Source organism: Acidicapsa acidisoli (assembly GCF_025685625.1).
GTDB classification, from domain to species: domain Bacteria; phylum Acidobacteriota; class Terriglobia; order Terriglobales; family Acidobacteriaceae; genus Acidicapsa; species Acidicapsa acidisoli.
On record NZ_JAGSYI010000001.1, the window covers coordinates 710,322 to 724,452 of the forward strand.

Annotated in this window: 14 protein-coding genes; 11 read left to right on the top strand and 3 right to left on the bottom strand. The window is 59.3% G+C overall.

Features of this window, described 5'->3' with window-relative positions:
- Positions 1 to 82: 82 nt before the first annotated feature.
- From OHL23_RS02955 to OHL23_RS02965, 3 genes are all read left to right on the top strand, one after another.
- Complete coding sequence (locus tag OHL23_RS02955; protein ID WP_263350281.1) at positions 83 to 934, top strand: PEGA domain-containing protein; 852 nt, start codon at positions 83 to 85, stop codon at positions 932 to 934.
- Between the two features lie 60 nt (positions 935 to 994).
- Positions 995 to 2,005 (top strand): hypothetical protein, encoded by a 1,011-nt coding sequence (locus OHL23_RS02960; protein WP_263350282.1) that lies wholly within the window; start codon positions 995 to 997, stop codon positions 2,003 to 2,005.
- A 153-nt stretch (positions 2,006 to 2,158) separates the two neighbouring features.
- On the top strand, positions 2,159 to 3,658 hold the full coding sequence (locus OHL23_RS02965) for a PQQ-dependent sugar dehydrogenase (protein WP_263350283.1): 1,500 nt from the start codon (positions 2,159 to 2,161) through the stop codon (positions 3,656 to 3,658).
- 75 nt (positions 3,659 to 3,733) lie between these two features.
- Here the strand turns inward: OHL23_RS02965 and OHL23_RS02970 are convergent, their stop codons facing one another.
- Positions 3,734 to 4,726 carry a M23 family metallopeptidase gene (locus OHL23_RS02970; RefSeq protein WP_317891643.1) on the bottom strand — a complete coding sequence of 331 codons (993 nt, stop codon included), beginning with the start codon at positions 4,724 to 4,726 and terminating at the stop codon, positions 3,734 to 3,736.
- Positions 4,727 to 5,050: 324 nt separating this feature from the next.
- On the opposite strand from OHL23_RS02970, the gene thiL reads away from it, so the two are divergent.
- Positions 5,051 to 6,067, top strand: a complete 1,017-nt coding sequence (gene thiL, locus OHL23_RS02975; RefSeq protein ID WP_263350284.1) for a thiamine-phosphate kinase — start codon at positions 5,051 to 5,053, stop codon at positions 6,065 to 6,067.
- Between the two features lie 13 nt (positions 6,068 to 6,080).
- Here thiL and OHL23_RS02980 read toward each other — a convergent pair whose 3' ends face one another.
- Complete coding sequence (locus OHL23_RS02980; protein WP_263350285.1) at positions 6,081 to 6,428, bottom strand: hypothetical protein; 348 nt, start codon at positions 6,426 to 6,428, stop codon at positions 6,081 to 6,083.
- Positions 6,429 to 6,484: 56 nt separating this feature from the next.
- On the bottom strand, positions 6,485 to 8,851 hold the full coding sequence (locus OHL23_RS02985) for a zinc-dependent metalloprotease (protein ID WP_263350286.1): 2,367 nt from the start codon (positions 8,849 to 8,851) through the stop codon (positions 6,485 to 6,487).
- Positions 8,852 to 9,120: 269 nt separating this feature from the next.
- Here OHL23_RS02985 and OHL23_RS02990 point away from each other — a divergent pair, with 269 nt between their 5' ends.
- The 7 genes from OHL23_RS02990 (at position 9,121) to OHL23_RS03020 (ending at position 14,110) form a co-directional block, all read left to right on the top strand.
- Positions 9,121 to 9,942: a HEAT repeat domain-containing protein gene (locus OHL23_RS02990; protein WP_263350287.1), complete on the top strand. Its 822-nt coding sequence runs from the start codon at positions 9,121 to 9,123 to the stop codon at positions 9,940 to 9,942.
- Positions 9,943 to 9,945: 3 nt separating this feature from the next.
- Positions 9,946 to 10,512: a hypothetical protein gene (locus tag OHL23_RS02995; protein WP_263350288.1), complete on the top strand. Its 567-nt coding sequence runs from the start codon at positions 9,946 to 9,948 to the stop codon at positions 10,510 to 10,512.
- Between the two features lie 67 nt (positions 10,513 to 10,579).
- The gene (locus OHL23_RS03000; RefSeq protein ID WP_263350289.1) at positions 10,580 to 11,605 is read left to right on the top strand and encodes an alcohol dehydrogenase; all 1,026 of its coding nucleotides are present in this window, start codon (positions 10,580 to 10,582) and stop codon (positions 11,603 to 11,605) included.
- Positions 11,606 to 11,695: 90 nt separating this feature from the next.
- Positions 11,696 to 12,130: an MmcQ/YjbR family DNA-binding protein gene (locus OHL23_RS03005; RefSeq protein WP_263350290.1), complete on the top strand. Its 435-nt coding sequence runs from the start codon at positions 11,696 to 11,698 to the stop codon at positions 12,128 to 12,130.
- Positions 12,131 to 12,203: 73 nt separating this feature from the next.
- Complete coding sequence (locus OHL23_RS03010; RefSeq protein WP_396127258.1) at positions 12,204 to 12,398, top strand: hypothetical protein; 195 nt, start codon at positions 12,204 to 12,206, stop codon at positions 12,396 to 12,398.
- Between the two features lie 70 nt (positions 12,399 to 12,468).
- A complete protein-coding gene (locus OHL23_RS03015; RefSeq protein ID WP_263350291.1) occupies positions 12,469 to 13,263 on the top strand; it encodes an SDR family NAD(P)-dependent oxidoreductase in 795 nt (264 codons plus the stop codon).
- A 52-nt stretch (positions 13,264 to 13,315) separates the two neighbouring features.
- On the top strand, positions 13,316 to 14,110 hold the full coding sequence (locus OHL23_RS03020; RefSeq protein ID WP_263350292.1) for a hypothetical protein: 795 nt from the start codon (positions 13,316 to 13,318) through the stop codon (positions 14,108 to 14,110).
- Positions 14,111 to 14,131: the final 21 nt, after the last annotated feature.

Consider the following 14,131-nt stretch of genomic DNA (forward strand, 5'->3'; position numbering starts at 1 on the left):
GAACACTCGTAAAATTGCCAGAGTTACAGAATAGCCATAGAATTCATTAGCTACCCCATGCTATTAAATCCTGGAGTTAAATATGAAGCTACAGAGACTCTGTCTTACTGCGTTAGTATGTGCCTTGACCACCTCACTTGTCGCACAGGAAACATCCACAGTGGCGAATAGCTCTGCTCCTCTTCCAACTTCGGATGCCGGATCAGTTCAACCGCACACCTTGCTAGACGGCACCCCTGTGAAACTCCGCCTCACCCAGACAATCTCTTCCGCGGACGCCAAGGTGAACCAGGAGATACCTTTTGAGGTTGTGGAGGAAATTAAAGTCGACAATGTTGTTGTGCTACCAAAAGGAGCCACAGCTCTCGGAACGGTAACAGAGGCCGAACACAAGAAGTCCATGGGTAGGGCTGGAAAGCTGAATATCAGCATTTCCTACGCTCGACTTTCCGACAACGAGAAAGCTTCTCTGCGTGCGACCAAAGACACCAAGGGAGGTGGCCATGTTGGCGCAATGACGGGCGCAATGGTGGCGACTTCAATTGTGTTCTTTCCCGCTGCCCCACTCTTTCTGTTCATTCACGGCAAGGACAGCACAATTCCTCAGGGCACGGAGATCACTGCGTTTGTTGAAGGCGACATGCATCTGGATATGACGAAATTCGGCGTGGTGACTTCAATGACCGCTGCCGCGAACGCACCATCTGGCTCAATTGCTCAGACGACCGTTTCCATAGACTCCACCCCCGCCGGTGCGGACATTGAAATCGACGGCGCATTCGTCGGCAATGCGCCTTCCACCATCACCGTCGCGGCAGGCAATCACGACATTGTCATAAAGAAAAAGGGATTTGCTGATTGGTCAAAGAAGCTGAACGTAACCGGCGGCAACATTCATCTAAGCGCCCAACTTGACCCCGCCCCGGGAAACTAACATACGCCCTGCGTCAGTCCCACGTGGCCCGGAATGGTACCGTAAAGCTGACGGTATTCAATGCTCAGACGCACCCGTAGGACACTCTGGATCGTAGCCGCTGTGCTGCTGGTATTGGCGGCGGCGATTTATTTGCGCTTCAAGGCTCCTCCGGAAGCGGCCCGGCTGCTACCGGAATCGGACGGCATCGTCTACGTCAATCTGCGTCCACTGCGGGCGCTGGTGCATAAGAATCTGAAGCCGGTGATGCGGGCTCCGGAATACCAGGGCTTCATCGACGCCACCGGGATCGACTGGGAGCGCGATCTCGAAGAAGCTGCCGTGGCGCTGCATCGGATGCCCGATCCGCACGGACCGAATGGCCCCGTGGCTTACTCCATGGTGCTGGTGGGCAAACTGAACGGGAAGGCTCTGGCTGGATATCTCGAAGCGCACGCCAGCGGCAGGGAAACCTACGAGGGCCACACCATCTACAGCCTGCCCAGCGAGGGCCGCACCGTGCGCGTGGCTCAGATTGCCTATGACATGGTGGCGATCTCGAACTTTCCCACGACGGAACAGATTCACTCCATCCTGGATCGGCATCGCACTGCGGCTCTTCCCTTCTCCGGTTCGACGCTGCTGGCTGAGCACTATTCTGAAATGCCGCTTCTTTCCATTGCCTGGGGCATGGGCGAAATTGGCCTTCCCTTTACGGAAGATGGCAGTATTCACGTCCTCGGCATGGCGCTGCCGCTGGAACCGGACACTACCTTTCTTGCGTCGGTCAACCCCGCTTCGGTGAACTGGGCGGGCGCGCTGAGGCTTCGCGTGGTGGAGATCGCGGCCAACGATGCTACAGCCGCCAGCCAGGCCGCGAGCCTCAATATGCTGCTAAGCCTGGCGCGGGGCGCGACCGCCGGTCTGGGATCGAATGCCGCAAACAACAGCCTGAAAGAGGTGCTGCGAACAGCCCAGATTACCCAGAACCGCAACCGCGTCGTAGCCATCGCTACTCTTCCGCAGAACCTGCCACTCCAAATGATCAATGGCTCGGGAAACGGAGACGCCGAAAACCGCGAATCGAAATAAATCGCTGTACTTTATATACTTAGCCATGAGCCTGCTTTCAGAAGCAAGCTCCATTGCATACAATTATTGCGTCCTTCGAATGCGAACCAGCGTCCGAATAATCAAGCACTCTCTCCGGCAAGATTCCCATCAGCTTTCAACCCAAGGAGTCCTATGTTTGCCTTATTTTCCAGCATTCGCCCTTTCAAGTTTGCGCCGCTCTGCCTGGCCCCGGCGATTCTGCTTGCTCCCTCCTGTTTTGGCGCAAGTCCGGCAGCCAATCCCGCTCCGGCTTCCGATACTTCCGAGCACAAAACTACAGTGACCGGCCAGGCCGCGTTTGCGGACTGGAACCAGCAGAAACCCGGCGTTCGCCGCAAGATCACGCTATCCGACCTGCCGGAACCCAAACCAGAGGAGTCGGTCAACAACACTCCCCATGTGATCCCCAAACCGGCCGGTGCGTGGCCAGTGGCGCCCGCCGGTTTCAAGGTCACACTCTATGCAGGCGGGGATACGGCCCCCATGCAGCGGGCGGACAACAAGGAAAAGATGGCTCTCAGCTCAGGCACGTTTACGATGCCGCGCCTTATCCGGGCCGCGCCGAATGGCGATCTCTTCGTTGCGGACTCTGGCGCCGGCACCATCCTGATCCTGCGCGGAGTTGGCCCTACCGGCAAGGCTGCCCGGATCGAGAAATTCGCCATCGGACTGGACCACCCTTTCGGCATCGCCTTTTACCCGGCGGAGAATCCTAAATACGTCTACGTGGGGAACGCGACCACGATTCAGCGCATTCCCTACCACACAGGCGACCTGCACGCGACGGGCGCACCGGAAACCATCGTTCCCGACATTCCCGGCTATGCCCAACTGACGGGCGGAGGTCACTGGACCCGTGATGTGGTCTTCACCAAAGATGGCCAACATATGCTGGTTTCCGTCGGCTCCGGCTCCAACGTTGACGACCCTGATACTCATCCGAAGGAATTCCACCGCGCGGATGTCCTTGAATTCACCCCGGATGGAAAGTTCGTCGAGGTGTACGCTTCGGGCATTCGCAACTGCGTCGGAGAAGCGATCAATCCGATTACCGGCCAGCTCTGGTGCTCCACTAACGAACGCGACGATCTTGGCAACCATCTCGTTCCCGATTACGTGACCTCGGTCAAGGAAGGCGGCTTTTATGGATGGCCCTGGTACTACATGGGCGGCCATCAGGATCCGCGACTGCCTGAGCCCTGCGCCGACGGCACTGGCCCGAACTTGCAGGCGGCCGCGCTGACCGAAGACGAGGCAAAGAACTGCAAGCGCGTCAACCTTGCCTCCAAGGTGATCACACCCGACGTCCTGGTCCAGCCCCACATGGCGTCACTAGAAATGACCTTTTATCCGCCGACGGGCCAGTTTCCCAAGGAGTACGATGGCGACGCCTTCGCTGCGGAGCATGGCTCTTGGAACCGCGCTAACCGCGCTGGGTACGAAGTCATCCGCATCCCGATGCACAATGGCCACGCGGACGGCAGCTACGAAGACTTCCTTACCGGCTTCGTCACCAAAGATGGCCAGGTCTGGGGCCGTCCAGTGGGCGTCGCCACAGGCCGGGATGGCTCGCTCTACGTAACAGATGACGGAACGCGCAGCGTGTGGCGGGTCACCTATACCGGCAAATGAAACAAAAGAAAAGCAATACAAAAGGGACAGGCTGTGGCCTGTCCCTTTTTGTTTCGGTTTGAACCTGATTGGCTCTCAGTTGCCGGATGTTGCGGGCGTCGAAGCTGGAAGATTGTTCGCCGTCATCTCAGAGAAAGTGGAGCGCAGATACTTGTGCGGATTGACCGGGACATTGTTGATGCGCACCTCGTAGTGCAGATTCGGCCCGGTGGACCGGCCGGTGCGGCCGACATACCCGATTACCTGGCCACGCACAACGTGCTGACCTTCGATCGCCACCATCCCGGAAAGGTGGGCATAAGAAGAGCGCACACCGTGGCCGTGATCGATTTCTATTTGCCAGCCATAACCGTTTCTCATGCCAGCTAAATCAACTACGCCATCTGCCGTCGCGCGAACGACGGTTCCGGTTGGCGCGGAAATGTCAATGCCGGTGTGAAAGGCGCCTTCTCCATTGAATGGATCTTCGCGTTCACCGAAGCCGGAGGTCACGCGGCCCTCAACGGGCCAGAGCGAGGGCGCATCGGCAATCTGCGTCCAATCCGTAAGCCCGGAGACCGACCCGGGGTTCAGACCTCCCTCAAGCGCTCGGGAGACGCGACCGGAGAGCGCCTGGTTTCGCAGTGCATAGAACTGATCCAGCGAGAGCTTCACTTCCTGCTGGTTGACATCATCGCTCAAGGCGAGAGTCGCTGGAGTGGAAGCGGCCGCTGCGGCAGCTGCACCATGCTTTCCGCCCGGGAGCTTATTCTGTTTCAGGCCGTAGATTGCGGTTACTTCGCTGGCCAGCGCGCCGAGAGAGGCAACCTGAATGTCCCGTTCATGGGCAACCTGGGCCATTTGCTGGTAGTTCTTGCGAAGTGTCTCACGTTCCTGGCGAATCTGGTTAAAGCTCTCTGTTTTCAGCAACATCCGCGTATACGATCCGGCCAGCCCCACGATCGTGAAAGTCCCCACGAGTGCGGCGGCAACAAATCCGTATACGTATTGCACCGGGAGCGAAATCTTCCGGACGCGTCCGTCCTCGTCCCGTGCAACAAACAAAATGTAATAACGTTTACGCAGCATAGAACTCCCTCAACGTCACCTCCGCAGGCACCCTTAGCCGCATGGAATGCCGAGCCTGGAACAACAAGCCCGTGCTTCGCGCAGTGCCCAACCTAAAGGTTAGACGCCGTAGACGAAAGTAGCCGGATCTGGTAGGGGCAATTGTAGATCAATCGAGATCAGATTCTTTCTAAATCTCAGTCATTCTCTTAGAAATAGTTTAAATGATCGGGGCGCTTCGAGCGCTGGGGTTGCGGTTTCCCACGATATGCTTCAGATATGGTGCAACGGAAAGCAATCCGCCTGAACTCCGCAAGAAAGCCGGGAGCCGGGGAGCTGGCTCTTTTGAGCACGATTCGTGCGCGGACTGCGGAGATTTCGGTTTCGACGAAGAGCAAGTCCGGGATCAAGTCCAGAGTGCAGTTGGGGATAGGCGATGACTGTGCGCTTTTGCGGCCTCGCGCAGGCGAGGAACTCGCTGTAACCACTGATCTTTCCATTGAAGGAAGACATTTTCGGCTGGATTGGCATACCCCGGAGTCGGTCGGGCACCGCACGTTGGCTCGAGGGCTCAGCGATCTGGCGGCCATGGGCGCCAAACCCGTCGCGGCTTTCCTCTCGCTTGGCCTGCCGCGAGAACTGACCCGTTCGGTCCCCCATTCGGCCAAGGGCTCTCGCTCCTGGGTGGAACGATTTTTGGATGGACTCCTGGCACTCGCTGTTGAGCACCGGGTTCCGCTCGCGGGCGGCGACCTGGCCGAGTCGCCGGTCGCGGTGGCAGATATTGTCCTGACTGGCTCGGTGCCGCAGGGCAAAGCGCTGCTTCGATCTGGCGCAAAGCCGGGCGATCGAATTTATGTGACCGGCAGCCTCGGAGGCGCAGCAGCCGAACTCGCCGCGCTCGGCGCGTCTCCCAGCAGCTTTGCGAACTTCACCTCAGCCGGAACTGCATCCCCTCATTTGTTCCCGCAGCCTCGCGTTGCTCAGGGAATCTGGCTTCGCAAACGCGGCCTGGCCTCGGCGGCAATGGACCTGAGCGACGGACTTTCTACCGATCTGAATCACCTCTGCGAAGAATCCGGCGTGGCAGCGGAAGTCATAGCCTCGGCACTGCCGCTAGGTCGCGCTGCGGGCCCGGAAGCGACGCAAGCAATGGCGCTCCACGGTGGCGAAGACTACGAACTGCTTTTTACCGCGCCTGCATTCGCAAAACTGCCGCGCAGCGTCAAGGGCATCGCAATCACCGAAATCGGCCGCATCCTGCAGGCGAAGCGCAGTGGGGCTCGCGTTACTCTGCAAAACGGAAAAACCTCCGAGCCGCTGGAACCTCGCGGGTGGGAGCATTTTTCCGAATCGGAATAATATCTGTTGCGAGTTACTTAGGCTTCAGGGTCTTGACGTACTCATAACTTATGGCCAGATATTTCTTGAGCTCTTTGGTGTTACTCAGGAGCGTATCGGGAACGGTTACGTAGTCCTTCTTCACCGCTCCATAAGACTCGAATAAGATCGTCTTATATTTCTTGAGAAATGCTTCCAGATCGTCCTTTGGCAGCCGCATCCCGAGCGTGCCGGTCTGGTCGAGATAGGTGAACATATTTCCGTTGAAGGAGGTATAAGGATGAACAGCGCCCTTGCGTTCAATCTCCGGACAGGTAGCAAGGAGTTTCTCGTAGAGCGCCAACTTATCCGGCGGGATCTTGCTTTCTTTCGCCTTCGCCATTCGAGACCTCGCGCAACGATCAGGATCGCAGGAGAAAGGTACCATCGCCAAGTGGTTCACTCAATCTGAAAATTGTCGTCCGAGCCGATCGGCTGGCCCGGCGGCGTGGCCAGCACTGGAGTGATAGCAAACTTCTCCGGCTCCTTCCAGAACCGCTCGATATCATCCAGCGACGCCGACCAGTGCGCCTCCAGACCACCCGACACATACATGTCCAGTTGATCGGAAAGCCAGCCCTCCAGATCAAAGACCTTGGACAGAGCAATCGCCCGCGCCTGCGGAGACGCCTCTTTCGAAACACACAACTGCATCAGGCGCTTGAGCACGACCGTATCCACCGAGAACTGCGTCTGCTGCAGGACGCCGCTCTGCTGTGGGGCTTCCCATGTGGTTTGCAGGGTCTGATCGATCACTTCCCCGAGGCTTGGCGACTTAGGATCGCGGGCGTGAAACTCCACCAGGCGGCTGGCGCGGGTGGGTTCGAAGAGAAGCGAGGCAGAAAGATTGGCAGCAGCCTCGACAGCGCCTTGCGGGTCGAAGGTGAGGCCGGTGTATCCCTTGAATGCCTCGACGGTGCGGGGATAGCCGGGTGGATTCGGCGGCAGAGCGGACAGGAACTCCGGCGACAGAGTCAGTGTCACGGGATCAAGCGTTTGCAGAACGGCGGCCAAGGCCTTGCGCTGCTCCTCGGGCGCAACCATCTCGGTGATCATGGCGTGATCGCCGCGCACGGCGTAGCGATAGTCGAGGCCGCCGATCAGCTTTGCCGCGGCTTCGGTCTGGTAGCGATGCAACAGGTAAAGCGGCACCAGCGTCTCTTCCAGCTCGGACATCGGCTCGCCGGGCCGGATCGCGTCTTCACCGAAGCGGGCCAACGCGGCCTTGCGCACATTCAGGATGCGTTCAAGTTCGGCCGGCGCGTCGGGGCCGTTGTCCCATAGATGAGCGTAGGGATGCGCACTGCCCAGCGGGCGCGAATCTTCATCCGTGATGTAGCGCAGGCCGTCCTTTTCGTTCTGCTGGAGCAGTCCGTTCAGGGCCTTGGCTTCGTCGGCGCCGGGCGCAAACTGAGAGTAGCCGTAACGGATAGCTGCCTTGTCCCACGCGCCGATGCCGACCGTGTAGGCCTTGTCCAGCGCCGGCTTGCCTTCCGCGTCGAGCGTGATCCAGGGGTGGGGATAATCCATGACCGAGGTGCCCGGGGCTACGGAAGACGCGGCGAAGTTGTGTTGCAACCCAAGCGTGTGACCTACCTCATGCGCCGCCAGTTGGCGGGTGCGGGCCAGCACCATCTGCTCCATGTCGGGCGGGATGGGCTTACCCTCGACATAAGGCGCTAACAACGCTTCCGCAATCCTGTAATCCTGGCGGGCGCGCAGGCTGCCCAGCGTTACCTGGCCTTTGATGATTTCGCCGGTGCGCGGGTCGGTGACAGCCTCGCCGTAGCTCCAGCCACGCGTCGAACGATGCACCCATTGAATCATGTTGTAGCGGATATCCATCGGATCGGCGCCCTCAGGCAGAACCTCGACGCGAAAGGCATTCCTGAAGCCAGCAGCTTCGAATGCCTGACTCCACCAGTTGGCGCCCTCGACGAGAGCAGAGCGGATCGGCTCCGGCGCGCCCCGGTCGACGTAATAAACGATTGGCTTCACGGGCTCGCTCACGGCGGCATTCGGATCGCGCTTCTGCAAGCGATGCCGGATGATGAACCGCTGATCCATGCGCTCGCTGAGCGGAACCGAGTAATCGCGGTATCGGAAGGGATAGAAACCGGAGCGGGGGTCGAATCTGCGCGTAACGTAGCCGGGCTCCGGCAGTTCGATCAGCGAAGTGTGTTCGCGCACCGTAACCGAGTGGGGATCGGGAGTGACGGATGCGACGTATTCGCCTGCGGGTTGGGCCTTGGTTGGATCGAGGGCAAAGGTGAGGATCGCTTCTACCTCGGTGTTTTTGGGGAAGTTTTTGGTGTTGTCCAGCGTGATTGCGCTCCGGTTTGGATCTACCTTGTATGTGCCCTGCTGCGTCGTCTGTAACCGCTCGGCGACGCCATGCGCATCGCGCAGGAAGAAATCCGTCGCATCGACCAGGAGCCGGCCGTTGTCTTCGGCCTCTACTTTGAATCCCCAGAGTACCGACTCGGCGAAGGACTCAGTGACCGCGATGCGCTCGGCGGCTTCGCTGGCGCTGGAGCGGTACTGGAGATTTGGCGCGATCAGAAGCACCTTGTTGCCGGCGCGCGTGAAATGGACGACGCGCCCCTGGCCCAGCTGGCCGCGGTCGAGACCAACGTCGTTCGAGCCCAGGCCGTAGGGCAACTGGTCCAGAAGCAAGAAATCCTTTCCGGTTTCCGGGATCTCCAGGTACAGCTTCCCTGCTTTGGCATCCCAATCCAGAGGAAAGAGACCATCCTTGCGGTCCATTCCTGCAGTCTTCTGGGATATGGTCTGGGCGGTCTCCGCTGCTGGTGCAGCTTCGCTGAAGATAGGTGTTGAAGTGTATCCCAAAATAAGAAGCAGCGAGACTAAGGAACGAAGGGGCACGGCTTGACCTCACTTGCTGAAAGATTATCGCAACTTCTTGCCGTGTCGCCCGATTTCTGGCTATTGCGGCCTGCTCGGCCTAAGGACCAGCGAAAGGGACGCGCGCCAACCTGCCGCCCCAGCGCTTATGCTCATGGAGGAAGGTGATTATGGCGACACAGGCAGAAATCGAGGAGCTGTTCCGGCAAACCCTGGAAGGCGATTATGACGACGAAGAGGACGAAGGCGGTCCGTGGGAGGCGGTAAGCAAGCTACAGGCCATTGCCGTCGATGAGTCCGAGGGACGGGCAGTCTTCGACAAGGCTGTGCAGTGGTGCCGCAACAACAAGCCCGCGAAACGCCGGCGTGGCGTGGATATTCTGGCCCAGCTAGGCAAGACGGAAGATCATCCGGAGGTGGTTTTTGCGAACGAGTCTTACACGGTCATCACCAGCGTACTGGAGGACGAGCTTGATCCTCAGGTGATCGACTCCTGCCTGGTGGCGCTCGGACATCTCGGCAATCCGGCAGCAGTTCCATTGATTCTCGAACACCGTGCCAACACCGACCCCGATATTCGCTTTGCCGTCGCCTTTGCGCTGAGCTGTTTTGCCGACGAACCGGCTGCGATTCGGGTGTTGCTGGAGCTGATGGAAGACTCCGACCCCGACGTGCGCGATTGGGCGACCTTCGGCCTAGGCGTACAAGGGAGCGCGGACACGCCGGAGATTCGCGAGGCTCTGCTTGAGCGGCTTGACGACGGCAACCCGGACACCCGCGAAGAAGCCGTGGCTGGACTCGGCAAGCGCAAGGATCTGCGCGTGCTCCCCGACTTGATCGAAATGTTGCAGCAGGAAGAGGTGTCCTACGGCGTGGTCGAAGCCGCTTGCCGCCTACTCGATCTGCCCGAGATCAACGAGGAGTGGAGTGCCGACGAGTACATCGAAGCGCTCAGCACCCGTTATGCCGCAGAGCTGGAGCGGTATAGCTAGAGCATGACCGTCCCCACATTTGACTGCAGTTTTTCGCATAGCTGGACGGCAGAGATTCTGCCGAATCGGCCGATGATTCTGCCCAGCCGCCACTTCGTCTACCCCGGCGCGGTCGAGGAGGTTGAACGCGGCGCTCTGGAGGTGCTGGTTCAACCCGCAATTGGCCAGTCCTTTTTGGCTACCTGCGCGCTGGGATTTCGTGACCCAGCTGCTCCGACCGGGATCTGGGCCTGCCCCGATCCGGATTGGATCTGTGCCGTTTCTGGCGGTTATATGTATCTGATTCATAGCGGAAAGCCGGAAGAGTTCGTGATGTTGCGCTACCGCCCGGTGCTGGAGATACTGCCTTACTCCGCCGACCCGGCCAACAAACTGCTGCTCTTCGTCGGGCATCATTCCATTCTGGCCTGGGGGCGGGATGGGGAAACGTGGGAATCGGACCGGCTTTCGTGGGAAGGAATCACCAACCTCCGCATCGAGGACAATCTTCTTCGCGGCGACGGCTGGAATTTAAGGACAGACAAGGACTTGCCCTTTGTTCTCGACCTGAGGACCGGGAAGCGAATTTAACGTCTCGTCACCAAATCGCATGAAACTGTAACATCAGTCGTACATCCAACGCGGAGGAGTTCCTACTATGCCAAGTGTTATCGGTCGTGCCTTTCAGGTAACTGCGCCTGGCGGTCCCTTTGAGCTGGTGCAGCGCGAGTTTCCAGAACCCGGTCCGGGGCAGGTGCGCATTCGCGTGCAGGCCTGCGGCGTCTGCCACAGTGACGCCATAACCAAATACGGAGTTTTCCCCGGCATCACCTATCCGCGTGTTCCAGGCCATGAAGTTGCTGGAGTGATTGATGCGATTGGAGCCGATGTGCCGATCTTCAAGGCCGGCCAGCGCGTGGGCCTGGGCTGGCACGGCGGCCATTGCAATTACTGCAATTCCTGCCGTCGCGGCGATTTCATTCTCTGCGAAAACCAGAAGATCTCGGGCATCAGTTATGACGGCGGCTATGCGGACTACGTCCTTGCGCCTGCGAATGCGCTGGCTCTGATTCCGGAAGATCTGGCGGATGTAGATGCGGCCCCGTTGATGTGTGCCGGAGTCACCACCTTCAACAGCCTGCGGCATAGTGGAGCGCGGCTCGGCGACACCGTCGTTATCCTCGGAATTGGCGGACTCGGGCATCTCGGCGTGCAATACGCTGCAAAAGGCGGATACAACACGGTTGCGGTGGCGCGCGGCGAAGACAAGGGCCCACTGGCAAAGGAGCTGGGCGCACATCACTACATCGACAGCACGAAGCAAGATGTTGCCGCGGAGTTGCAAAAGCTCGGTGGAGCGGCAGTAATCCTCTCCACGCTGACCGACGCCGATTCTCTGGCGGCTTCCGTTGGCGGACTGGGTCCTAACGGCAAGCTGATCATTCTCGGCGTGCCGTTGAAGCCGTTCGAGGTTTCTGCGATTCCTCTAGTCATGGGGAATCGCGAGATTCGAGGCTGGGCTTCCGGCACAGGGATGGACTCGGAAGACACGCTGAACTTCAGCGCCCTGACTGGGGTCAAGCCGAAGATCGAGCTATACCCGCTCGACAAGGCTCCGGAAGCCTTTGAACGCATGGAGAGCGGCAAGGCGCGCTTCCGCGTGGTCATCACGACGGGTGCGTAATCTCACCAAACTGATTAGAAACTGGGCCTTGTCATCGAAATCCGGTGGGAAGGCCCGTTGTTTTGGATTACACTTCTCGGCAATCGAAATATGGACAACGAACGCGTTCGCGAGTTTTGCCTGAGCCTACCGCACACGTCGGAGGGCGTGAACTGGGGGCATCACCTCGTCTTCTGGGTCGGCGACAAGGCAATCGGCGGCAAGATGTTTGCCCTGATTCACCTGGACGGCGCCGGAACTGGTGTGCTCTGGTTTCACTGCGGGGCGGAACGATATCCGGAGCTATTGGAGACGGAAGGCATCATCCCCTCGCCGTACATGGCAAAGGCTTATTGGGTAACGGTCGAGCGCTGGGATGTGATGCGGCAGCGCGACTTCGAAGACGAGCTGCGCCGAGCCCACGCGCTCATCTACGAGAAACTGCCCAAACGCACCAAGGCCGTGCTGGCCATGCCGGACAAGGAACGGTACAAAATCATTCGCGAACGCAAGAAGGTGCTTGCGGCAAAAGAGAAGAAGAAATAGACCCGCGACGAATGCCTCGCGTGGAACTGAGCCGGGTTAGTCCGCGTAGTAGATTTGGTCGGATGATGGTGCGATGATGGTCAAATTTCTCTTGTGGTGCATCCTGTTTGTCTTCTGCTGGCCTTTGGCCCTGGCTGCTCTCGTGTTGTATCCGCTGGTCTGGCTGTTCCTATTGCCATTTCGCATCGTCGGCATTGCGGTCGACGGCGTTCTGCAACTGGTCGCCGGAATCATTCTGTTGCCCGCGCGGCTGCTGCGGGCCGTCTAACACTTGTCTAGCACCCGTCTAGCACCCTCCGGTTTGCGCCCGTTTGCCCGGCTGCTATAGCGTGAACCGTATGAGTGGTGTTTCCCTGAGACTGGACGAAAAAGTTGTATTGATTACCGGTGGTTCGCGCGGGATTGGCGCGGAGACGGTGCGGTTGTTCACACTTGCCGGGGCGCGCGTGGCCTTCAGCTACACGCAGGCGCAACCCCAGGCCGAGGCTCTCGCTGCTTCCTGCGGCGGGCCGGATTATTGCCGGGCTTTGCAGCAGGAACTTGCTTCTCCCGCCGATGGCCGTGAGCTGGTGCAGGCCGCAGTGGCCGCGTTTGGCCGGCTCGACGCATTGGTGGTAAACCACGGCATCTGGCCGCCGGATGACGCGCCGATTGCGCAGATGAGCGAAGCGCAGTGGCGAAGGACGATGGGCGTCAATCTCGACTCGGTATTTGGACTGGTGCAGGCGGCGACGGCGCAGATGCTGAAGCAGGACAGGCTGGTCGCCGACGCGCCGCGTGGGCATATCGTTCTGATCAGTTCGACGGCTGGACAGCGCGGCGAGGCCAACCACGCCGACTATGCCGTGACCAAAGGCGCGCTGATTAGTCTCACCAAGAGCCTGTCGAGCGAACTTGCGCCGCAGGGAATTCTGGTGAATTGCGTCGCCCCGGGCTGGGTAGCGACGGAGATGTCCGCGGCTGCGCTCGCACATCCCGAGGTGGGCGCGAGGATCGCAGCCGGGATTCCGCTTGGCAGGCCGGGAAGCACGCGGGAGATTGCCGGGCCGGTTCTGTTTCTTTGCACACCGCTGGCTGGCTTCATCAGCGGCGAGATCCTGAATGCGAATGGCGGGGCGGTGCTGGTAGGCTGAACGATCAGTTCGCAGGTAAGTGAAATTGGCGAGATAGAGGAGAACAACGCGCATGTTGAGATTCCTGCCGGCTGTATTGGCCTTTTGCATGACGGCACTCTTGCCAGTGAGCTGCGCCGCGCAGCAGGATGACTCCGCCAAGAATGCCCAGCAGGCGCGTGCGGCGCTCGACGCCATGGTCAAGGCGCTGGGCGGGGATGCGTGGCTCAACATGCAGAACCGCGAGTACCACGGGCGCAGCGCCGGCTTCTATCACGGCAAGCCCTCCGGGGCGACGGTGGAGTATTGGGAGATTCACCAATGGCCGGATCACGACCGGGCCGAGTTCACCAAGCATCGCGACGTTGTGCAGATCTATACCGGACGCGAAGGGTGGGAGGTTATCTATTCCGGCAAGAAAGCCCTTCCCCAGGAGCAGGTGGATGACTTTTTGCGGCGTCGCGACCACTCGATCGAGACGGTCGTCAAGCAATGGCTGAAAGATCCGAATTCCATCCTGATATATGAAGGCCAGCACATGTCCGAGAGTCACATGGCGGATCAGGTTACGGTCATCTCGGCGCAGAATGAGTCCGTGACCATCCAGCTCGACGTGCAGACCCACCTGCCGCTACGCCGCACCTTCCAATGGCGCGACCCGGAGTACAAGGACAAGGATGAGGACACGGAGGAGTACGACAATTACCGCCCGGTGGACGGCTTCCAGACGCCGTACAACATCACTCGATTCAAGAATGGGGACATGATCAATCAGCGCTTTCTCTTCGGTGCTACCTACAATCAGTCGCTCCCGGCGGATGAGTTCACCCCGGATGCCGCTGCTGCAAAGATTGTGAAGAAGAAGTAGGCAGGGGATTGGCTGGATGCT

Bases quoted from the DNA above. Each gene is read 5' to 3' on its own strand.
- OHL23_RS02955 (WP_263350281.1), top strand. From the start codon at position 83: ATGAAGCTACAGAGACTCTGTCTTACTGCGTTAGTATGTGCCTTGACC.
- OHL23_RS02960 (WP_263350282.1), top strand. From the start codon at position 995: ATGCTCAGACGCACCCGTAGGACACTCTGGATCGTAGCCGCTGTGCTG.
- OHL23_RS02965 (WP_263350283.1), top strand. From the start codon at position 2,159: ATGTTTGCCTTATTTTCCAGCATTCGCCCTTTCAAGTTTGCGCCGCTC.
- OHL23_RS02970 (WP_317891643.1), bottom strand. From the start codon at position 4,726: ATGCTGCGTAAACGTTATTACATTTTGTTTGTTGCACGGGACGAGGAC.
- OHL23_RS02980 (WP_263350285.1), bottom strand. From the start codon at position 6,428: ATGGCGAAGGCGAAAGAAAGCAAGATCCCGCCGGATAAGTTGGCGCTC.
- OHL23_RS02985 (WP_263350286.1), bottom strand. From the start codon at position 8,851: ATGGACCGCAAGGATGGTCTCTTTCCTCTGGATTGGGATGCCAAAGCA.
- OHL23_RS02990 (WP_263350287.1), top strand. From the start codon at position 9,121: ATGGCGACACAGGCAGAAATCGAGGAGCTGTTCCGGCAAACCCTGGAA.
- OHL23_RS02995 (WP_263350288.1), top strand. From the start codon at position 9,946: ATGACCGTCCCCACATTTGACTGCAGTTTTTCGCATAGCTGGACGGCA.
- OHL23_RS03000 (WP_263350289.1), top strand. From the start codon at position 10,580: ATGCCAAGTGTTATCGGTCGTGCCTTTCAGGTAACTGCGCCTGGCGGT.
- OHL23_RS03005 (WP_263350290.1), top strand. From the start codon at position 11,696: ATGGACAACGAACGCGTTCGCGAGTTTTGCCTGAGCCTACCGCACACG.
- OHL23_RS03010 (WP_396127258.1), top strand. From the start codon at position 12,204: ATGATGGTCAAATTTCTCTTGTGGTGCATCCTGTTTGTCTTCTGCTGG.
- OHL23_RS03015 (WP_263350291.1), top strand. From the start codon at position 12,469: ATGAGTGGTGTTTCCCTGAGACTGGACGAAAAAGTTGTATTGATTACC.
- OHL23_RS03020 (WP_263350292.1), top strand. From the start codon at position 13,316: ATGTTGAGATTCCTGCCGGCTGTATTGGCCTTTTGCATGACGGCACTC.